Source organism: Mesorhizobium sp. LMG 17147, from assembly GCF_024297145.1.
Classification (GTDB): Bacteria; Pseudomonadota; Alphaproteobacteria; order Rhizobiales; family Rhizobiaceae; genus Mesorhizobium.
Window position 1 is genome coordinate 81,096 of record NZ_JANCTC010000011.1, and the last position, 19,502, is coordinate 100,597.

Sequence of the window (19,502 nt, forward strand, 5' to 3'; positions counted from 1 at the left end):
TCAATCGTACGGCTACTCGGGCTATATCGCTCGAACTTGGACCGATTGCCCTTGGCCGCTTCCAGGTCGCATTGGTTTCGAGGTTGTGCCGGCATTCAACGAAGCTTTCTACGGCGCGCTCCACGTCGATCATATCGATCACAGCTGGAATGAGAATGACGGCCTCGCTTTTCGCATTCAAAATACACTTGGCCTTGCCGGCTTAGTGGTCGGCGGCAAAGTAGAGTTCTGCAAGATAAGCGGCACCATTCCAATCGGCGGCGCGCTGGTTACCTTGGGCGCGAAGTCGGCGACGGGGTCGACATCGCTTGATACGCCCAATGGCGACAGCACAACCTACCATGTGCGGCTCACGCAGACGATCTACATGCTCGCCCATGTCGTCACGCCGGTGTTTTCAGGTACGGTCCCCCTGTGGTTCAAGTTGGAACTGACCAAGGGCAAGATCCCTACAACGCTGGGACAGAAGGGGTCGATCCAGATCACACCGACAGGACAGCGCCGTGACTACGTCCTTGTCGTTAGGCTCGATCAGGCCGCCTTTCTCCCGCAAGGGCTGACCGCGTCGGGCAAAGTCGACGTTAATTGGCAGGCACCGACCACGCTGCCGCCGACCGCGGCCGGCATCACGATGCCGCACCAGTAGCGAATTTCTCGCTGTAGCCGGGTTTGAGCGCAGCAAGCGATCTATTCGTCGCACTGCAATCGGCCTATGGCGAACTGAGTGCGAGGCCCTTTTGGAGGGCTTTTCCGTGTTGGCCGAAACGGTAGCTTTGGGTCAGGTCACGACTATGCCTAGCGGGGTGCCTCAACGTTCGTTTCCGACTATTTGTGCCTTAAAACTGCCAACCTGCAACGGCCCAACGCCGCCTGGCAGCTTTTGCGCCTCGTGTCGGCCATAGAGGCGAACTTTACCTCTGCCCGGAAGCAGACATTTCGGTTGACAACGCGCGCCGTCGCGGTCGCGCCATGAACAGGCATGGAATGTGGGTTCAACTGAAATGGATAGCTGGAGACTAGTATTGGCAAAAGTGCTTGCATCGCGGTGCGAACTGACGCTCTCTATTAGCTTAAGGTAAGATCAATTAGCTAAACCTAGTGCCATGGGCGATACTGACATCAACGCCGCTTTCGCGGGGGTGGACATAGCGCGATTTGCCCCGAGGGGGCATGAGCGTTTTGATGGTCCTATTCGAACGTTCTCAGACGCAGATGGGACAACTCTCTCAGCAATATCGGATCGAACGTTTCTTAGGTGGATAATCAGAGAACTCGGCGATCTGAGGGGGAAGCGCATATACGAAATTGGAACAGGAACTGGTTATCTGGTGTCAGTACTCTCCTTGCTAGCCGGCAGGGAAGGAGACGTCCCACTGATATTTGGTTGCGAGATTATTCCCGACCTCTTCGATCAATCACAGCGCGCCCTCATCGGCACTTCTGGTGTGCGCGTGCAATTAGGTGATTGGGTCGATCGACTACCCGAGCTGGGTCTCTTCGACGTCATAATAGCCACTTCTGCGTTTCGTGGCATCCCGCGACTGCTTCGCGAGGCGTTGCGGGTGCCGGGAGGCATGCTCGCTATGCCTGTAGCGATTCCGGGTGGCGGGGACTGCTTTACGATCTTCCTAGCAACCGAGAAAGGACTACTCACGGTCGGCGCTAGGATGTCCGTGTCCGTCCCTACAACCGGTTCCATTGCAGATGAGGACACATGGTACATCCCGCTTGAAAAGCTTATTGATCCGCGACCGAAGTCCTTCTTGCATATTGAAAAGGGCCGAGGCTTTGGTCACCCTGTTTTGGATTCTTTGGCATTCCGGAGCTACCTTTTTGGCGCTGAACCGAATTTCCGCGCTGTGAACCTAGGCGTCGAGCGTACATTCGACCTCACACACTACTCTTTCGGTCTCATCGATAGCGAGCGCCGCTCGGGCGCGCTTTATCACGGCCGCGACATAGTCGTGTTCGGTGATCTGGGCCTCGAATTTGCCGGCACCTTGGCAGCCCATCGGGAACGATGGCAAGCAAATGGGCAGTCGGATCTTAGCCGAGTGCACTATCATATCCCTTGGACCGCGTTCGATGCTGACCAGTTGCCAAGCGGATATGTTGCTGCCCTTGGAGGCTGAGGATGTTGCAGACGGCTCCTCCAGACTTGTCATACGTTTGTCCCGATGTGAGATTTCGGGAAATAGGTTGCATCCCCATCATCGGAATGAAGTGCGCAGCAGAGCTGATGGAAACTCCCTGGGTGTCGCGAGACGTTTCCGCTCTGGATGAACTTGCTGCCCTCCTCACACCCCAGCGTATCGCGGCACGGCATGGGACGCGCTTGGTCACGCTCGAGCATAAGGAACGATGGCGGAACCTCCGGGCGCAACAGAGATTGGGCGATTATCTCGCTGGTCTCGACACAACTGAATTTTATCTCAGGCAGAGTGACGCGTCCTTCGTCGACATCGCGCATCGATTGCCTGTTTCACCTCGATCACGCGAGCCGGCATACTTCGACAACATATGGATCGGTCCGCCAGGAACGGTGCAAACCTTTCATCAAGATAACCACAACGACTACGTCACGAACCATAATTACTTCATTCAGTTGTTTGGGTGGAAATATGTTGCAGTCTGCCACCCACGGGATACCTTCGCGCTCACGGACGGCGCCACAGTGCGAGGGCACCATTGCGATGCCTCGCCGACGGACCCCAATGTCTGGCAACGCGTGCCGTCGTTACGTCATGCAATCGTCGGTCCATGCGACCTCCTGCATATCCCTCCCAGTTACTGGCATTACGTCCAATCCCTCTCAGTTAGCATGTCGGTGTCGCGTTGGTGGTTCGATAACCACTTGGCAGAGATCATTTACAGCGTTGGGCAAGAGCGTTGGGAGCGTCCTGCAATCGTTGTGGCGGATACTAGGACATTCTTGGCTGACCTTGAAGAGTTTGGCGGCGCTTCTGCTTTGAAGCGTGTCCTTTTGCAATTGTCTCCCATCGCAAGATTTGCAATTATAACGGCGTTCAGTGAATTCTATGGCAAAGGAGTTTTCGACTATGTCTGAAGCACCGCTTTCCTTCGAACTGAGTGAAGATCAAGCTAAGGCCCTCAGGTCCCTCGCTGGAGGTAAAGGCATACGCATTTCCGGTTATGTCGATGGGACAACCCTGAAGGTCGACAACATTGCCATCAACGCAGGGATAATCGGTATCAGCAGTTCACCCTTCAAGGACGGCATGGCCCCTTTTATCGCTTGCAATGGCCCGCTCGAAGTTGAAAAATGACAATGGACTACGTCGCGCGTTTTGTTGAAACTGCCCTTGACGAACAAGGCGACATAGCAACGCGCGACTACCTTCGGCTGTTTGGCGACGCTGTTGCACGTCACGTGCCGCCATACTTCCTCGCCGACTACGGCAACAGTTTTAGGTCGCATATTGAGAACCCGGTATGGGTGCTGCAGTCGCTTGTCTCGAATGCGATCAAAGAGGGCGAGGGTTCCCGCGACTTAGCGAAGATTGCCAACGCTTGCACAAGTGCCGGGCTTGTTGACGATCTGAGCCAGCATGTCGAGGATGAGGCAGGTCATTGCCGAATGTACCTTCGTCTCGCCGATCTGGTATTTCCAGACGCATTGCCAGATAATGTGCGCGGGGCCGTTGAGACCCAGTTTCCCCCCATGCAGCACAGCCAGGTCGAGGCCGCTAGCCTCGAAACCTGGAGGGTGCTCGACTATTTGATTCAGGTGAACCTCGGTGAGGTGAGGACCCGCATTCACCAGAAGTTGTTGGAGCCCGTGCTCGAGGCATATTGCCCGCACCGTAACCTAGACATGCTGGGTCGAACGCTATGCAAGTTAAGTGGCGACGAGTGTAGCCACATCCGCTACACTGCAAGACGCATCGGAGAACTGTCCAAAGAATTTGCCTCGACTCGGGTTGAAGAACTCTTTTGGCAGAGATTGCTACAGTTCACCGCATACACAGAGCGCGAATTGGGTAGCCAGAGGGCTGGAGGGTTTGCGACGTCCCTAGTTAGGGATCGGTGATTGCTCCGTGGGGATCGTGTTGGCAGGCACGCTCTTATTCAGGTCGCCTTCGCCGTTGACCCGCGCCGTTAGATCTGTCGACCTCCTGGATGAAAATTCGCTTGCGAACCGCGGGGAGTCAACCGGACAGTTCTCAGGACGGCTGTTGGCGCCAAGCGGTCCGCGCTATGCTGGACGTGTTAGTCCGTTTCTAGACCGGCCAACCCGAAAACAAATAGTCCGCTTGCGGCCCAGAAGCCGACGCATCTGGCCGCCGACAGCGCCTACGGATCGGCAGCGAACCTCGCCTGGTTGGTCAAGGAACGGGAGATCGCGCAGCATATCCCCGTGTTCGATAAAACCGCACGGATGGCACTTTCTCGCGCGCCGACTTCATGTTCAGCGGAACTACTGGTTCGCCCTGAGCGAGGATCGACCGCTATTCTTTTTCGCCGGCCTTCGGACGCCTTGGCATGGTATCGGAAGGTTACTCGGGTCTAGCCGGCGCGGCCGTCTTGTCCCGTTCCTGCCCGCTCCTTCGCTGCGCTCCCGTGTTGGGGACAAGCCAGCCCTGCACGCCGTCTCCTTTGGAGCCGTCCTCCCGGGACAGCGCGTCGGCCGCATCCAAGTCTGACGCTTCGTGAAACGAACGCCACCCTGCGACGGCGTTCGTCACGTCTCTTCGATTGAGTGCCAGGAAGGGCGGGCCTGAGACGTACATTCCCGCTGGAAGCTCTGTGTGATAGCAACGGCTTGGCGCGGGTGTTTGAGCGCCCCCACGGCAGTGCCGGAATGGCGGATCGCTCAATTGCATGGCGGAGAACAAGAACCAGCACTTTGTTCCCCGGGTACATCTATCGCCCTTCAGCGTGTGTGCCGAAGGCAAAGCCATTCACCTGTTTAACCTTGATCGCAACCAATCATTCTTCGATGCCCCGGTGAAGAATCAGTGTTCCAGGGATTACTTCTACGGGCAGGACCCAAGGCTCGAAACCGCAATCCAGACCGTCGAGGGACACTATGGCGACTGCGTTTCGTCGTTGCTCAAGCCACGTGCGGTCATCAAGGATCTTCATGCCACAATCCTCAGGCGTTTCGCCTACCTGCAGCATGTCCGCACAGAAGCCGCCGCGCGTCGATCCGCGGAGTTTGCTTTCGCTGCCACGTCAGTCAAAGGTGCGGACTTCGAACAACCGTCTTTCAAGGAGGCCGTCAAAAGTGCGGTGATCTCGGCGATGCATCACTACGCCAAAACGATGAGCGTCGTAGACGATCTAAAGGTGCGGGTTGTTCGCAACCTTACCTCGGTGCCGTTTCTCACATCAGATGACCCTGCTGCTCTCGCCAACCGCTGGCATCAACAGCACAGGCATGCGCAGCACAGATCTTTTGGAATCTCCAGCGCAGGTGCGCTTCTCTTCCTGCCGCTTTCGCCAACGCTGTTGGCTGTTCTCCTGGATGGCGACGTCTATCAAGCCGAGCACGTCGGTGGCTGGATCGATGTGTCAAATACGGCGGACATTCTTGCGTGCAACCACCAGCAGGTACTGAACTGCGCGGCAAATCTGTACTTTGGCGAGCGTAGCTCTGGGGATGATGTGCAAGCTATAGCGATCTCAGTTGCGCATCTGCGACCCCCGAGTCGGTTTGACGTGGTTATGGCGGTAGCCGACGGCAGAACCGAAACTCATACTCACTACGCAGTCGTAGATGCCCCCGACGCTCGGGAGCATGACGACGTGCTTATCCACGTGAGAACTGTCAGGCCGGTTCCGCCAACGTGGCCCTCGTTCCTGAAGTTTCGAAACAATCGTTTCGTCTTCACCAACGATACGGGCGCAGGCTTCCGCCGTCGGAGGACTGCGACGTCAAGTCTTTGGGGTAGTCCGCCTTGGCGGAAGGTTCGAGGCTAAGGAGACCAATGCTATTCTGGCGCTTCGCCATCATTCTCACCTGGCGGCGTTTTCGGGTTGTTCGGTTTCATCGAAGACCAAGAAGAGGGTGTCGTCATCCTCGTTCATGGCCCTTTCCGCCAATCCTTTTGCCAATCGCAAAGGCAACGCGTTGGCCGATGGCGGGATGCTGGTCCCCGAGTGGGTCATAGAACGGAGGTACGGCGTCGGCTTTGACTTTACAGCTTAGCGTGTGAAGCACGAAGAGCAGCCGCTATCGTTTGCGGGAGTGGCGTCCCATGCGAACTGGGACAGATTGGTTAGGTTAGTCTCCTACGGGCTAAGCCCACCCGACGTCGTCCTTTCTGGAAAGTCTCAAAAACAGATCGAACCAGAATCGATATTCGGCATCTTCACGATTGCCAGACACTTCCAAGGGACACTAGGCGACCGACGTGGTAGCGTCCTTGCCGTGCCTTCGATCTCGGCTTCCATCGCCTCGTCGTCGGATAGGAGTGCCCAATCTTTAACAATGTCATACTGGCTTCGCACATCGATGCCCTCCGTCTTGCCGAGAAGCAGCCTTAGGTACCCCGACGCCTCCCGACCTTCAACACAATGACAATGGCCATCACCAGCCCCGACGCGGCCAAGACGCCGTAAAACCCTTCGGCCGTTATTGCAAAGCCCCAGAAGTCGATTGTGATCTTGTCCATTGGTTCGGTTGCCTTCACCAGATTCCAGGTTCAAACGACAGACTGAACCGTCTGCGCTCGTGTTGCGTTTTACGGCGCAAGCATGAGGCACCCTTGCAGGCGTCAATTGCAAAAGCGCCATCTTAGAAAATTATACCTACAAAATGCGTCGTTTCAGTCCCGGCTGGGGCCGAAATCTGTCCTTCGCGAACCGGTCGCGCGCTGCCTTGGCGTCAATTGCCGTTATTGGGCAGTTTTTGTAGCCTCAACCCCATTTTTTCAGCTCGGCAAGGAAGCGATCCTGCTCCTCCAAGGCTTTCAGCATCGTTCCATGACAGTGGAATCCGTCATGCGCCGCAATTCTCGCTGAATGGACGATTCGTGAAGACCCAGCGCCGTCCTCAGCGCCAGTGAGTCTAAAACACCATGTACCTCTTTCCTGAGGGGCGTATCGAGGTATCCAGCCGCGGCCTTTTGGAGAGCAGATGCTTCCGAAAAATTGTACATACTCGCCGTCTCTTTGGCTTTCCGCATAAGGTACTCGCTAGCCGAGTCGGAGATCGATGACGTCGTGCGCGAGGGCGCTCTCGCCGTCCTTGCAGCTCTCGTTGCCGCCGCTTCGTTCATGAATTTCTGTCTGTTCAGCTTCCAGCGCCCCTGCCATCGACGGATCAAGGTAACGTCTGTCTCCCTCCGCGAGCTGGACATATCATTGAGGACCCGCCTCATGGCTGAAGTCGCCTTCATGGAAGGATTATCCAGCAAGATACTTGCGACCTTGGCAAGGGCCTGATCGTTGTTCTTGACGCCGCTGCCAATTGGGCGGCCGACGCGGCGCTTCTGAATCTCTTCCATTGCTTTGCCTCCAGTTGGTGTCGGTCTGCCCCGTGCGCTCTTTGATATTGTAGCAACGGATGGATTCTCAAGCGATTTAAATAGCTCCGATCAGTTTAAAAGCGCGGAAAATTCCCGCTCGTGAATCCAAAAGCGCGGAAAATTCAGCGACACGTAATTTTCCGCGCTTTTACGGCTTACGGAGAGGCTGAGCGCGAAAAATTCCAGCCGGTGCGGCGTTTGGCAATCGGCGTTTTCATCCGAAAACGGCCCCGCATTATTCCTCTAAAGCTTAGAACTGCCGGCCATAGCGCGGGCGAGCGGCACTGCTGAGGTAAGCAACTCAGCTCCCACCTTGCAGGACCTGGATGACGGACTGCCCGCAGGTGCTGCCCCATCTGCTTTGGACCGCATCTGCGAAATTCTCACGTATCCTGCCTGTGCGCATGTAAGCATAGGGTAGCGCCTGGGCTCGATTGGCCACCACACTAAGAACCACCGTCGGCATGGCGACCGCAGGCTGATGTCCCAAACGCCACTCCAAAAGGATCATCCTCTCATGGATCCCAATGCCATCATTGCGTCCCTGCCAGTCGCCGGGGCTGATCGATCTGTGCTCATCGAAGTCGCTAATGCCGCGTTCGAGCCCGTCATTGAGCGGATTGAACCGAATATTAGGAACGACCCGAAGCCTTTGGGATGCTGATAACTACATCGACAATAGCCTTCTCGGCGTCTCTCCCACAAGTCCGTGGGAAACGGCTCAGGAATTCTTTGCGGCTCTCGCACGCAAGGAAACCTTGTTCACCCATACTTGGCAGCTGGTCGGCAGAGAAGCTCCCCTTGCTGAAGCCTTGGAAGCACACAAGAATCCGGACGTTGGCGTGACGCTGGTAACGGGGTCTGGCGGCGGCGGCAAATCTCGAGCTCCAAGCCATTCTGGACCAAATCGCCGCCGATCAGTCTGCGACTAGGATCAGGCTTGTCTCACCGACAATGGAGATCACCAAGGTGTCTCTAGAAGAGCTTGGTTCCGGTGACCTGCTCCTCGTCGTCGATGATGCTCATGACAGCGACAAGTCTCCAGCCATTGTTCAATTACGCCGCGGCCAACGTGGGTCGTGTAAAATTGCTCATTGTCTTCCGACGATATGGAGTTGAGCATATCCGGGCCCAGGCAAGCAGCTATTCCTTTTCTGGAGACCGTCTGAGCGTCATCGACGTACCGCCTCTTTCCAAGGAGGAGTCGGAGTCGCTTGCCCGCCAGGTGCTTGAACACCTAGGTGGACCTATGGAGCTTGCGGCCAGCATTGCTCATCTCACCCAAGATTGCTCGCTCGCCACAGTGGTCGGGGGCTCAGACCTGCATGAAGCCCCATCTTGTGCAGCGTCCTTTGCTTAGGCGCGGAACCATACGGAGCGATACGGGAAGATTTCTGATTTTGGCCCACGAGAAAGCCAATGAAATCAACGGTCCCGGCACATCCTCCGGGCCCACCATTATCGTTACTTATCAATGGCTTAGCGGATTTTTGGCCTTCGGTTAGCCAATTGTATCTGGCGAACCTCATTGCATCGCTATGATATTATTGACTTATGGTGGGCTGCCGACAACGGCTGCTGCCACCGGAACTCAACGTCATCGAGATAGCCTGCCAGGATCCGAACAAGCTCCTGCTGACCGGCCACGTCAACGAGACGGGAACGCACACGACAGTGGGGCGCGACGCCCTATGTCGCGGATACCGCGGGGTTCCACACATGCGGGGTGCTGGGGACGGAAGACGAACTGCTCTGGTATTTCGACAACGTCGAAGTCGCGCGCGCCACAGATGGTGGGCGGCACCGACAGACCGTCGACATGGATTCAGGTATCGTCCGAGATCGGTTTGTTGCTCCGTCCTGATGTGGCGCAGCCTGAAATCGCGCCGGACGCCACGAACTCCATTGATCTTTGCGCGAAGCGCCCTGCGTGACATCGCCCTGAACCTGTTCACCACCCTCGACATCCTGCTCCAGGAACGCAGCGCGACAAGGGTTGCGCCCAGGCGCCGGCGAAGCACCTCGGCGATGAGCCGCACCCTGTCGCGGCTCAGGGAGGCGCTCGGCGATCCGGTCTTGGTGCCTGCACAGGCGCGGCGGCAACCGGCTGGGCCTCGGTCAGGAAAGACAGCACGGCCGGGGGTAGCGCTGCGGAATTGGGCGCATAGATGCCGCAACGCGATATAAGACTCCTCTTGTTGACGCGTTTCCCCAGATAGTGCCAGACGGTGCGGGTGGCGTAGGGGAGATTGTTGGCTCGCCACGATATGCCCATAGTAATGCCCCGCAGGTAACGCCGCTGGTACGTTTCGAACGGCATGAGGATCGTCTGTCCAAACGTAGGGGCCTCGCCGCGCGTCAGTTCCGTCAAAAATATGCGCTGGTGCCGATACGCCGCGAGCCCAGTATAGCGTGAACGCTGTACGATGCCGTTTTCGGCATCTTCGATGCGCTCAAGCGAGGAAACCAGAACTTGTCCGCCATTCTCGCGCAAGTGAGCGCAGGCGCAGACGATCCGGTCAGGCCAGGACAGCGACGTGTGCCACGCCTGGTAGAATCCGAGATAGGGTTCGAGTGCATGCAGGTCGCCCGGAAAGGCATCCGCTAGCGGGCCTGTAAGGTCGGCGTGTCGGCGCCGCTCGCCCAATTTGCTGCGGAACACGCCCGGAGGAAGGTCGAAATCGGCTGGTTCGAGGCCAAAGGCTGCCGCGATCGTCAGGAGATTATGGGCGGAAGGAAGGGTTCCTGCATTGAGGTAGCGGTTGAACTGCTGCCGGTTGATACCGATGGTGCGGCACAAATCGGATACCGATCTGTGGGTGCTGCAGGCAAGTTTCAGGTTGCTGCTGAAATTGGCCCATGGCTTGCTCATGGAGGCAGTATAAACTCGCTTAAAAACGCTTCAAGCGACGAAATTGCGTTGCCAAGACCTCGGCCTAGTATCGGCCACAAGGCTTCAGTCCAAAAGGGAACCCAATGAGCGCTTCCAGCAGGTTATCGAGTCTCTCACGCCGTGATCTTCTTCAAGCGGGGGTGGCTCTAGGCCTTGTCGCAGCCGCAGGCTCGCTGGCGTCACCGGCCGCGGCACAAACGCCAGTGCGCGGTGGACAGTTGCGGCTGGGGCTCGATGGCGGCGCCTCCGCCGATACGCTTGACCCGGCCTTAGCGTCCGCCAGCGTCAACTTTGTGATCGCGCATTGCTGGGGCGATACGCTGGTCGAATCCGATCCCAACACGGGCGCGGCGGTTCCCTCGCTGGCCGAATCCTGGTCCCCGTCGGCCGACGCCAAGGAGTGGACTTTCAAGATACGCAAAGACGTTCGCTTCCACGATGGCAAGGCATTTGCTGTTAGCGATGCAGTCGAGACCTTGCGCCGCCACGCCGGAAAGAAATCGCAATCGGGCGCACTCGGCCTGCTGTCCGGGATAGACCGCATCGAGGAACGGTCGGGCGACATGGTGGTGACGCTGAAGGAAGCCAATGCTGACTTGCCGCTGATATTTACCGATTATCATCTTCAGATGCAGCCGGGCGGCGGCATGGAAAAGCCGACAGCTGCCATCGGCACTGGCCCCTATAAGCTGGTTGCGTTCGAGCCGGGCATTCGCGCCGCTTTCGAGAAAAACACTGACGACTGGCGCCAGGACCGGGGCTACGTCGACAGCGTGCTTATTACCGTGATGAACGACCTGACCGCGCGGACCAGCGCCTTGCGGTCCGGTCAGGTCGATTTCATCAGCACCGTCGAACCCAAGATCGTGCCGTTGCTGAAGCAGGTTCCGGGCGTCGAAATTCTTCGTACCTCCGGCAAGGGGTTCTATTCCTTCCTGATGCATTGCGACACCGCGCCCTTCGACAACAATGATCTGCGTCTGGCGCTCAAATATGCGATAGACCGCGAGGCTATCCTCAAGCGGGTTCTGGGTGGGTTCGGCACCATTGGCAATGATTACCCGATCAACGCCAACTATGCGCTCGCGCCTACCGATATAGAGCAGCGCAATTACGATCCCGACAAGGCTGCTTTCCACTTCAAGAAGTCTGGCCTTCAAGATCCAATTCTGCTGCGCACCTCGGAAGCGGCGTTCCCCGGTGCGGTCGATGCGGCCCAGCTTTTCCAATTGAGCGCGGAAAAGGCCGGGATCAAGATCAATGTGCAGCGCGAGCCGAGTGACGGCTACTGGTCGGAAGTCTGGAACGTCAAGCCGTTCTGCACCTCCTTTTGGGGTGGTCGTCCGACGCAGGACGCGCGCTATTCCACCTCCTACGTTTCCAACGCGGAGTGGAACGACACCCGCTTCAAGCGGCCCGACTTCGACAAGATGGTGGTGCAGGCGCGCGGTGAACTGGATGAGACCAAGCGGCGCGTACTTTACCGTGACATGGCGCTGATGGTGCGAGGTGAGGGCGGCTTGATACTGCCGGTATTCAACGACTTCATCAACGCCTGCACGAGCCATCTCAAGGGTTTTGTTCCCGATATTGGCAATGACTTTTCCAATGGCCGCATAGCCAGCCGGGTCTGGCTGGAGGCTTGAACCGGGAATTGATCGTACCTGTCCGGCGGTGGGATCGCGTGCTTGCCACCGAGTGGAGCTTTGGTGGTTGATCGCATGACGAACAGGAATTTCCGTGTCATTGAAAACGAGTGGATCGTCCTGAAAGACGGCACCCGGCTCGCCGCGCGCATCTGGATGCCCGAAGCGGTTCCCGGCGGGGTGCCAGCGGTGCTCGAATTCCTGCCTTATCGCAAACGCAACGGTACCGCCGCGCGTGACGAATCCACCTGTCCGGTCTTCGCGGCGGCCGGCATCGCGGGCGTGCGTGTCGACATTCGCGGTTGCGGAGAATCCGACGGCGTGATCGACGGCGAATATACCGCGCGCGAGCTTGCCGATGCCGTCGAGGTTATCGAGTGGATCGCTGCGCAGGACTGGTCGAATGGCAATGTCGGCATGATGGGAATTTCCTGGGGCGGGTTCAACGCGCTTCAGGTCGCGGCTCTCAAACCACCAGCTCTCAAGGCCGTGATTTCCCTGTCGTCCACCGTCGACCGCTACAATGACGACATCCACTACAAGAATGGCGCGCATTTGTCGGCGCAACTGTCGTGGGCGGCGACGATGAGTGCCTACCAGTCGCGATCCCCTGACCCCGATCTTGTCGGAGAACGCTGGCGCGACATGTGGCTCGAGCGCCTGGAAGGCGAGCCGTTCTTCATGGAGGAGTGGCTCTCCCACCAGCGCCGCGACGACTTCTGGCGCCACGGTTCGATCTGCGAGGATTTTGACGGTTTTTCCGTTCCCGCATTGGTGATTGCCGGATGGGCCGACGGCTACCGCAACACGCCCTTGAAGGCGGTTGCCGGGATGCCGGAGATGGCCTGGGGCCTGATCGGTCCATGGGTTCACAAGTATCCGCATTTTGCTGATCCGAAGCCCCGCGCCGATTTCCATGCCGAGGCAATTTCATGGTGGCGGCATTGGTTGTGCGCAGAAGACAACAAGGTGGAGAATACGCCGAGGCTGCGTGCTTATATCCTGGACGGGCCGCGACCCGGCCGCCGGCGCGAGACCGACCCGGGCTATTGGGTTGCCATGGACAGATGGGACGTTCCCGACATACTCGTCCTTAGCCTGGACGCTTGGGGCAGGCTCGCTCGGAGCACTTCATCGCATGCTGAAGAAAAAATCCTCCTGCACTCTCCTCAGGATACAGGCACCGCTGCGGGAGATTTCTTCCCGCGGAGGCCGGATTCGGAAATGGCCGGCGACCAGCGTGTTGACGATGCTGGATCAATCACCTTCGACAGCGCCGTCCTTGCTGAGGAATGCGTCGTGTTTGGCCAGCCGCTCGCAAAGCTGTCGCTTTCCAGTGATGCCAACTTTGCCAACCTTGCCGTCAGGCTCGTCGACGTTCATCCCGACGGTGCGGCGATGCGCGTCAGCTACGGTGTGCTCAATCTAGCGCATCGCAGCGGCAATGCCGCCCCGCAGCCTCTGAAGCCGGGCGAGACGGTCGAGATCGAGTTGATGCTCGATGCATGCGGCTACCGTTTTGCGCCCGGCCACCGTCTGCGTCTGTCCTTGTCGAGCGCCTATTGGCCGACGATCCTGCCCCAGCCCTGCGACGCAACGCTGACGATCGATCTCGCCACGCTGCGATTGGAACTGCCGCTGCTTGGCGAGCATCGAAGGGTCGAAATCCCGCAGCCATCCAATCCCGATCCTCTGCCCCGTTACGAAGTCCTGACAGACGGATCGTCGGACCGCTCTGTTGAACGCGATCTGCAAAATGGCGTGACGCGCTATCGGGTGCACGAGGACACAGGTCTTAGCCGCCATCCGGGCAACGGCTTGTGCACGCGCGACATCCGGCAGGAGGTATGGTCGATAGCGCCCGATAACCCGCTGTCGCTGACGGCAGAGATCCGCTGGACGTGCCGTGCCGAGCGGGAAGGCTGGCGAACGCAGAGCCATTGCACCACGCATCTCTCCTGCACGGCGACCGAGTGGGTGGTTTCGCAACGAATCGAAGCACTGGAGGACGGCCGCAAGGTGTTTGAGCGCGAGCGCAATTCCCGCATCCCGCGTGACCACATGTAATAGATCGCCTATCGCTGCGGCTGCGGCAATGCCGGGCATTTCAGCCGGGTGTTTCGCCAGCACACCGGCATCACCCCGACCCAGTAAGGCATCCGAACCGATGCGCAAGCGGCTCTACCAATGCGTGAACTAATGCGTGACGTGAGTTCGTAACCGGATGGAGCTGCGCCAAGTCCGATTTCTGCTCGATACTCCCGAAATCCGAGATGCTGCTATATCCCTAAGCCAGGAATTAATCTCGTTCATCGTCCTTAGTTTCGCCAGCCCATACGAGAGAATACGAGGGAAACGGGTTGGCGAACCACCCGCTAACGTATTGATTTCCTGTGGGGAACTTTGTCCCTCCGCGCCCACCATTGGCTCCTGCTGCCATTGCCCGCCGGTGCGCAGGAAAGCTCGGCCTGAGCTCCGGCAGCAGCGGCAATTCGACCACAACCGGCTGGCTGCGCACCTTGTTTTTGTCTGTCTTGCCCGACTTGATCCGGATCCACTTCTCCACGGGTCGGACTGCCCAGTAAGGCAAAGGGCGGCTGCGGGTGAAAATAGGACAGGAGAAGAGGCCGATCTCGTCCGCGTTCTGCGCAGAGGGTGAGCGTGTGCCATAGACCAGGCGAGTGACGTTCGTTCAACCCACCGGCTGGACCGAGCGGGCCGTCGCCTGAGTAGCACTCGCCGTGTCCGTCGTAACCGACGGCTTTTGTCGGATAGCGCACTGGCTTCATGCGGTCTTGACGTCGAAAATCGGCCTTCACATATTTTCCGCAGGTCGCTGCCGATTGCTGGGGCGACCATCCTCAACCACCTGAAATCGTTCAAAAATTGGAGGTTTCGATGAGCGAGAGAACATTTGAGAGTCCCGTGTTCGTGAGAGCCGCGGAAGGTCTCATTCAAGAGATCGCCTGTCTTGAGGATGCTTTCGATTTTCTCAACGAATGGCCGAAGCATCGGCGAGGCGTGATCTACGAAACGGCAAAGCGCGCGTGTCACCGCGCCTACGACGGTCTCATACCGTTAAAAGTTGCGCGGGATGCGTTCGCCGGCTTTGCCCGCTCCGTGAAGATCCTCGAGGACGTCGCAACGGCGATGCCTTGGGTGGCGGCCGCAAAGTCGGGCGAGACGGGCGGCGTTGCCGCCTGACCGTTTCGGAGGGAGGAAATCATGCTTTCTCAGCCCTTCGAAAAGCCCGTTCGCGTCTGGGTCGGACTCGGGTTCCCGAGGCAGCTGAATTCGATCGTGGATGCCTACCAGTTCGTCACTGACTGGTGCGGGAACAGCCCTGAACAAAGGGCTGCGATCCGCGCCTGTAAAGCCGCATTGGCCGGCGAGATCGACGCGGAGACGGCGCGCGGCGTTCTCGTGCAGTTCGCCAGGAAGAAAGACATCCTGGTCGAAGACGGAATGATGCCGCTGGTCACTACTACCGGGCAGGTTCTGCAAGCTTGATCCGCGGGCGGTTTCAGAGGCGGTGGCCATCGGGCCGCCGCCCAAAAGGTGCGCCGTGCGAAAACGCGCGCGTCGATGCGCCGGCAGAGTTTGCTGGCGGTTTCTATGTGCACCGCACTCCACTGGGCGGTGAGCAAGGTTAAGGTCACAAGCTGTCAGACGTTGCGCCCGTTTCGCTGACTAGATGGGGTAACGGACCGCCAAGCAGGCCGCGAGCGGAGCGCGCCACTCAAGCGCCGTCGCAAAGTGAGCCGCCCGCTTAGCGGCCCATTACCCCGCCTAGGTAAGACGTGGCGCCGCGAGCGCCAATGGAGTAATCTTGCCCCATCAGTTCTCGGGAGTAAGAGCCATGAACGCAGTTCCTCGATGGCGGCTCGCAGGCGACTGGTTCGACATCTGCAGCTGCGACATCCCTTGTCCTTGCGAATTTGCACAGCGGCCGACCGGCAATCACTGCCAGGGCGTGCTCGCCTGGCACGTGCGTGAGGGCCAATACGGCGACGTGAAGCTCGACGGCCTGACGCTGGTGGCGCTCGGAGAGTTCGAAGGCAATCTCTGGGCCGGCGAGGCAAAGGCCGTCATGGGCATGTACCTTGATGAGAAGGCCAACGAGAAGCAGCGCGAGGCGCTGCAGACCATCTTCGGCGGGCAGGCCGGCGGCTGGCCGGCGGGCTTTGCCGCCAACATTGGCGAAATGCGCGGCATGGAGTTTGTGCCGATCGCCTTCGAGGTGGCGGGCGACCTCGCCACCTGGCGGGTCGAGATCCCTGGCCGCGTCGTCGGGCGTGCGGAAGCGCTTTCGGGGCCGACTACCCCACCCGGCAAGCGCGTGCAGACGATCTACCCACCGGGCTCCGAGGTCGGTCCCGGCCAGGTTGCCACCTGGGGCCGTTCCGTCGAGGTCAGCACCAAGGGCTTCGGCCTCGACTGGACGGGCACTGCCCGCTCGAGCAAGCACATACCGTTCGAGTGGACCGGCCCGAGCTAAGGCGGTGGCAGACCCACGCGCCATCGGCCGGTTCTCCTTGCCGCCGCTTGTCAGAAGGCTGGGCGGCGTGCCACTCGGCCTGCTTGCTTCCCTCGCGCTGCTGACGGCGGCAGCCTGGGCGGTCACGCTCTACCAAACCCTCAGCATGAACATGCCGATGGGCATTACCGTGCGCGGCCGGATGGAAGGCGTGGAGGGTATGGCCGGCATGGCGATGGGCGGCATCGCCGCCGAGCCTTGGTCGATCGGCAACGCCGCCGTGTTTCTCGCGGTATGGACCGTGATGATGGCGGCGATGATGCTGCCTGCTGCTGTGCCGATGATCTTCATGTTCGCGTCGGCACAGTCAAGGCGCGAACGCCGCGTTGCAGTTCCGACCTGGATCTTCGTCGCCGGCTATATCCTCGTCTGGGCTGGGGCCGGCTTTCTAGTGTATGCGCTGGTCCAGCTCGGCAGCGATATCGCGATGAGCTTCGATCCGCCTCAGCGTTCGCGTTGGGCGCCGCTCGCGCTCGGCGCCACGCTCGCAGCGGCTGGGCTCTACCAGTTCACGGCGGCCAAGCACATCTGCCTCGGGCACTGCCGCTCGCCACTGGCCTTCATTGCCGAGCACTGGCGCGACGGGCGGATCGGCGCCCTTCGCATGGGGCTGCGGCACGGCCTTTACTGTCTCGGCTGCTGCTGGGCGCTGTTTGCCGTTCTGGTCGCGGCCGGTGTCATGAGCCTCGCCTGGATGCTGCTTTTGACGCTGGTCGTCTTCGTCGAGAAGCTGTTGCCGCGCGGCCGCCGCTTCGAGGCGACGGTGGGGATTGCGTTGCTCGTGCTCGGTATCGCGGTGGCGAGCGGCGCGGTGGCGATGCCATGGATGGCAGGGTAGCGCCGACGACGGCTCGGCCCGACATTAACGGCGTCGGCAAGGAAGCGGGCCGAAGGGAAATGGTCTCTCCGTCGCGGGCGACCACCTCGAAGGGTCCGCCATGGATGTGCATGGGTGGATGAAGCCGTTCGGTGCCGATGAAACGCACTTTCAGGGTCTCGCCGACCTTCACGCGGATCCTCTCTGGCGCGAGCCGCTGGAGTGGAGCTTCTCGCCATCGGCACTTCGGCAAGTCCAGCCCGATAAGTAAGTACTCCTGGCGGCCGCTATCAGGCGCCACGTCTGCCGCCGCCAAGGCCAATCCCGTTCTACGAATGGGAGCCTGATCTTTCCCAACCGCCGACACCGTTTCCCGCAATCCCCTGGAAGAGATCATCCGCTTGCGCCGGCGAAAGGTTCGTGTCGGTGGCGACCCACCAGGTGAGGACCGCAAGAAATGCGCCCGCGATGAACTGGACGGCGAATTCGACGGGCACTCCACCTCCACCGACCCGCTTTTCGACAAGTTCTGCTCGAACGGCGCGCGCCGGATACGCTCGCGCAATTCGTCATAGATCGTGTCGCCGCTACTCGCAAGCAGCGCGTGGTGAAGCGACCGGAACGCAAGTGCGTGTTCGAACATGGGCAGGCTAAACGCAAACAGGCGAGCACCAATCTCCTGACCTGCCGACATGCGCCCACGGCTTAGCGACCCCAGATGCGCCTCGATGGTCGCGCTGCGTAGAGCATCCTTGTCTGCGTAGTGGGTATAGAAGGTCGACCTGCCGACATTTGCTCTCTGGCAAATGTCGTCGACCGTGATGGCCGCATATGCGTGCTCCGGGATCAGGGCAATAAGCGCATCCTGCAGCAGCGCGCGCTTCCGCGCGACGCGGCGATCGATGGTGTTTGAGTCGCTCGTCCGGTCGATTCTTATGGTCATCGCCACTTTCGGCGCCTGCTTCTGGACATTCAAAGGTCTGGCGTCCGGAATCTCATGCTGGACATTGTGTCCAGTATGATACGCCAAGTCCAGAAGCTCAAATCGTATATTGGACGGGCCGCAACGGAAGATCGCCGACATGCACTTATCTGGTCACGGCGCCGGCAACGGACGGCATTCGCGCGACGGCGTGATCGCGATGGCCCTGCTTGCCAAACTGTCGCTCGTCGCCGGCTTCCTCTTTCTGGCCAATTTTGGCATGGGCTACATCGGCGCCGGCGCCTAGGTGGCGGCATTCCACGGCCTTATTCTAGCGGCAGTCGCGATCGTATTGCTGTGGGGCTTCCTTTCTCGCATAGGCCTCGGCGGAAAAGGCACGCATGGCGCGAGCGACAGGGGGATCGGCATCGTCCTGCATCGGGCGGCGGGCTATGACTGGCTTGCGCGCGTTCTGACCTTCGGCTGCGAGGGGCGGTTTCGCGAGCACATGCTTCGCTTGGCGAAGCTCCGGCCCGGCGAAGCGGTGCTTGATGTCGCCTGCGGAACGGGAACCCTTGCGATTGCCGCGAAGCGGCTAGTGGGTTCTGATGGAAGCGTCACGGGCGTCGATGCATCGGCTGAAATGATCGAGAGGGCGCGCGCCAAGGCCAAAAGGTCTGGCCTCGATCTGACTTTCGTCAACGGGACGGCGCAGAAGCTTCCCTTCAAGGACGCGCAGTTCGACATTGTGATCGGCACGCTGATGCTGCATCATCTGTCGAAGCCCGTTCGATCGGCCTTCGTCCGCGAGGCAGCACGCGTCTTGAAGCCCACTGGCCGGCTGTTGCTTATCGATTTCGGCAGGCCGGTACGCAAGTCCAGATTGCCGAGACTTCATCGACATGGTCACGTGGACATGAATGGGATCGCCTCGTTGTTGACCGAGAGCGGATTCAAGGTCGGCGACATCGGCGCCGTCGGAACCAAGAACCTGAACTATGTTCGCGCGACGACGGACAAGGTCCGATCAGCGTGACCGAGGCATGCGACAGCCGCCAGACTTAAGCGTCGCCCCGAAAAGTCACGCGACATGGAGCCCGGGACTCGAAGGCATTGCAGTCTGGCGGGTCGTGCGAACTGAGCGCCGGCCTTGCCGACTCGTGGCAGGGTCGTCGACGTGGGTCGTGACGGCAA

Annotated in this window: 19 protein-coding genes and 4 pseudogenes; 17 read left to right on the forward strand and 6 right to left on the reverse strand. The window is 59.4% G+C overall.

All coding sequences use genetic code 11. The features are described 5' to 3' along the window. Window positions 1-85: 85 nt before the first annotated feature. The 7 genes and pseudogenes from NMG46_RS20135 (at window position 86) to NMG46_RS20165 (ending at window position 5,943) form a co-directional block, all read left to right on the forward strand. A complete protein-coding gene (locus NMG46_RS20135; RefSeq protein WP_254819337.1) occupies window positions 86-646 on the forward strand; it encodes a hypothetical protein in 561 nt (186 codons plus the stop codon). Between the two features lie 457 nt (window positions 647-1,103). Then, complete coding sequence (locus NMG46_RS20140) at window positions 1,104-2,132, forward strand: protein-L-isoaspartate O-methyltransferase (protein WP_091595766.1); 1,029 nt, start codon at window positions 1,104-1,106, stop codon at window positions 2,130-2,132. 257 nt (window positions 2,133-2,389) lie between these two features. Next, window positions 2,390-3,067: a cupin-like domain-containing protein gene (locus NMG46_RS20145; protein WP_254819338.1), complete on the forward strand. Its 678-nt coding sequence runs from the start codon at window positions 2,390-2,392 to the stop codon at window positions 3,065-3,067. Next, window positions 3,060-3,287 carry a hypothetical protein gene (locus NMG46_RS20150; protein ID WP_091595762.1) on the forward strand — a complete coding sequence of 76 codons (228 nt, stop codon included), beginning with the start codon at window positions 3,060-3,062 and terminating at the stop codon, window positions 3,285-3,287. Before NMG46_RS20145 ends, NMG46_RS20150 begins: the two co-directional genes overlap by 8 nt. A 2-nt stretch (window positions 3,288-3,289) precedes the next feature. After that, on the forward strand, window positions 3,290-4,051 hold the full coding sequence (locus tag NMG46_RS20155; RefSeq protein ID WP_091595760.1) for a hypothetical protein: 762 nt from the start codon (window positions 3,290-3,292) through the stop codon (window positions 4,049-4,051). 246 nt (window positions 4,052-4,297) lie between these two features. After that, window positions 4,298-4,431 (forward strand): annotated as a pseudogene (locus NMG46_RS20160) (IS5/IS1182 family transposase); the annotation flags it as partial. A 411-nt stretch (window positions 4,432-4,842) separates the two neighbouring features. After that, the gene (locus tag NMG46_RS20165; protein ID WP_091595756.1) at window positions 4,843-5,943 is read left to right on the forward strand and encodes a DUF4238 domain-containing protein; all 1,101 of its coding nucleotides are present in this window, start codon (window positions 4,843-4,845) and stop codon (window positions 5,941-5,943) included. Between the two features lie 563 nt (window positions 5,944-6,506). Here the strand turns inward: NMG46_RS20165 and NMG46_RS29725 are convergent. Further along, window positions 6,507-6,638, reverse strand: a complete 132-nt coding sequence (locus tag NMG46_RS29725; RefSeq protein WP_268929511.1) for a hypothetical protein — start codon at window positions 6,636-6,638, stop codon at window positions 6,507-6,509. 297 nt (window positions 6,639-6,935) lie between these two features. Beyond that, window positions 6,936-7,472: a hypothetical protein gene (locus NMG46_RS20170; RefSeq protein WP_126043593.1), complete on the reverse strand. Its 537-nt coding sequence runs from the start codon at window positions 7,470-7,472 to the stop codon at window positions 6,936-6,938. Between the two features lie 1,947 nt (window positions 7,473-9,419). On the opposite strand from NMG46_RS20170, the pseudogene NMG46_RS20175 reads away from it, so the two are divergent. Then, a pseudogene (locus tag NMG46_RS20175) lies at window positions 9,420-9,581 on the forward strand (LysR family transcriptional regulator); the annotation flags it as partial. Here the strand turns inward: NMG46_RS20175 and NMG46_RS20180 are convergent. Beyond that, window positions 9,544-10,365: a helix-turn-helix transcriptional regulator gene (locus NMG46_RS20180; RefSeq protein ID WP_254819339.1), complete on the reverse strand. Its 822-nt coding sequence runs from the start codon at window positions 10,363-10,365 to the stop codon at window positions 9,544-9,546. The pseudogene NMG46_RS20175 and the gene NMG46_RS20180 overlap by 38 nt on opposite strands. 104 nt (window positions 10,366-10,469) lie before the next feature. On the opposite strand from NMG46_RS20180, the gene NMG46_RS20185 reads away from it, so the two are divergent. From NMG46_RS20185 to NMG46_RS20215, 7 genes are all read left to right on the forward strand, one after another. Beyond that, the gene (locus NMG46_RS20185) at window positions 10,470-12,032 is read left to right on the forward strand and encodes an ABC transporter substrate-binding protein (protein WP_254819340.1); all 1,563 of its coding nucleotides are present in this window, start codon (window positions 10,470-10,472) and stop codon (window positions 12,030-12,032) included. Window positions 12,033-12,107: 75 nt separating this feature from the next. Beyond that, complete coding sequence (locus tag NMG46_RS20190; protein ID WP_254819341.1) at window positions 12,108-14,099, forward strand: CocE/NonD family hydrolase; 1,992 nt, start codon at window positions 12,108-12,110, stop codon at window positions 14,097-14,099. Between the two features lie 3 nt (window positions 14,100-14,102). Beyond that, window positions 14,103-14,186: an AraC family transcriptional regulator gene (locus tag NMG46_RS29945; RefSeq protein WP_254819395.1), complete on the forward strand. Its 84-nt coding sequence runs from the start codon at window positions 14,103-14,105 to the stop codon at window positions 14,184-14,186. A gap of 744 nt (window positions 14,187-14,930) precedes the next feature. After that, window positions 14,931-15,236 carry a DUF982 domain-containing protein gene (locus NMG46_RS20200; protein ID WP_254819342.1) on the forward strand — a complete coding sequence of 102 codons (306 nt, stop codon included), beginning with the start codon at window positions 14,931-14,933 and terminating at the stop codon, window positions 15,234-15,236. Window positions 15,237-15,257: 21 nt separating this feature from the next. Next, on the forward strand, window positions 15,258-15,542 hold the full coding sequence (locus NMG46_RS20205) for a DUF982 domain-containing protein (protein WP_254819343.1): 285 nt from the start codon (window positions 15,258-15,260) through the stop codon (window positions 15,540-15,542). A gap of 349 nt (window positions 15,543-15,891) precedes the next feature. After that, complete coding sequence (locus tag NMG46_RS20210) at window positions 15,892-16,530, forward strand: DUF1326 domain-containing protein (protein WP_254819344.1); 639 nt, start codon at window positions 15,892-15,894, stop codon at window positions 16,528-16,530. Between the two features lie 4 nt (window positions 16,531-16,534). Beyond that, window positions 16,535-17,407: a DUF2182 domain-containing protein gene (locus tag NMG46_RS20215; protein WP_254819345.1), complete on the forward strand. Its 873-nt coding sequence runs from the start codon at window positions 16,535-16,537 to the stop codon at window positions 17,405-17,407. Here the strand turns inward: NMG46_RS20215 and NMG46_RS20220 are convergent. The 3 genes and pseudogenes from NMG46_RS20220 to NMG46_RS29950 all read right to left on the reverse strand — a co-directional run. After that, a pseudogene (locus NMG46_RS20220) lies at window positions 17,404-17,591 on the reverse strand (multicopper oxidase domain-containing protein); the annotation flags it as partial. The gene NMG46_RS20215 and the pseudogene NMG46_RS20220 sit on opposite strands and share 4 nt — an antisense overlap. 124 nt (window positions 17,592-17,715) lie before the next feature. After that, window positions 17,716-17,883: a TetR-like C-terminal domain-containing protein gene (locus tag NMG46_RS20225; protein ID WP_254819400.1), complete on the reverse strand. Its 168-nt coding sequence runs from the start codon at window positions 17,881-17,883 to the stop codon at window positions 17,716-17,718. 248 nt (window positions 17,884-18,131) lie between these two features. Then, window positions 18,132-18,470: pseudogene (locus NMG46_RS29950) on the reverse strand (TetR/AcrR family transcriptional regulator); the annotation flags it as partial. On the opposite strand from NMG46_RS29950, the gene NMG46_RS20230 reads away from it, so the two are divergent. Further along, window positions 18,439-18,615: a hypothetical protein gene (locus NMG46_RS20230; RefSeq protein WP_254819401.1), complete on the forward strand. Its 177-nt coding sequence runs from the start codon at window positions 18,439-18,441 to the stop codon at window positions 18,613-18,615. The pseudogene NMG46_RS29950 and the gene NMG46_RS20230 overlap by 32 nt on opposite strands. Beyond that, window positions 18,616-19,344: a methyltransferase domain-containing protein gene (locus NMG46_RS20235; protein WP_254819346.1), complete on the forward strand. Its 729-nt coding sequence runs from the start codon at window positions 18,616-18,618 to the stop codon at window positions 19,342-19,344. Window positions 19,345-19,502: the final 158 nt, after the last annotated feature.

What these genes read in the sequence shown, in the direction of transcription:
- NMG46_RS20200 (WP_254819342.1), top strand. Translation starts at nt 14,931, where the DNA reads ATGAGCGAGAGAACATTTGAGAGTCCCGTGTTCGTGAGAGCCGCGGAA.
- NMG46_RS20180 (WP_254819339.1), bottom strand. Translation starts at nt 10,365, where the DNA reads ATGAGCAAGCCATGGGCCAATTTCAGCAGCAACCTGAAACTTGCCTGC.
- NMG46_RS20185 (WP_254819340.1), top strand. Translation starts at nt 10,470, where the DNA reads ATGAGCGCTTCCAGCAGGTTATCGAGTCTCTCACGCCGTGATCTTCTT.
- NMG46_RS20170 (WP_126043593.1), bottom strand. Translation starts at nt 7,472, where the DNA reads ATGGAAGAGATTCAGAAGCGCCGCGTCGGCCGCCCAATTGGCAGCGGC.
- NMG46_RS29725 (WP_268929511.1), bottom strand. Translation starts at nt 6,638, where the DNA reads ATGGACAAGATCACAATCGACTTCTGGGGCTTTGCAATAACGGCCGAA.
- NMG46_RS20140 (WP_091595766.1), top strand. Translation starts at nt 1,104, where the DNA reads ATGGGCGATACTGACATCAACGCCGCTTTCGCGGGGGTGGACATAGCG.
- NMG46_RS20165 (WP_091595756.1), top strand. Translation starts at nt 4,843, where the DNA reads ATGGCGGAGAACAAGAACCAGCACTTTGTTCCCCGGGTACATCTATCG.
- NMG46_RS20190 (WP_254819341.1), top strand. Translation starts at nt 12,108, where the DNA reads ATGACGAACAGGAATTTCCGTGTCATTGAAAACGAGTGGATCGTCCTG.
- NMG46_RS20205 (WP_254819343.1), top strand. Translation starts at nt 15,258, where the DNA reads ATGCTTTCTCAGCCCTTCGAAAAGCCCGTTCGCGTCTGGGTCGGACTC.
- NMG46_RS20210 (WP_254819344.1), top strand. Translation starts at nt 15,892, where the DNA reads ATGAACGCAGTTCCTCGATGGCGGCTCGCAGGCGACTGGTTCGACATC.
- NMG46_RS20150 (WP_091595762.1), top strand. Translation starts at nt 3,060, where the DNA reads ATGTCTGAAGCACCGCTTTCCTTCGAACTGAGTGAAGATCAAGCTAAG.
- NMG46_RS20155 (WP_091595760.1), top strand. Translation starts at nt 3,290, where the DNA reads ATGGACTACGTCGCGCGTTTTGTTGAAACTGCCCTTGACGAACAAGGC.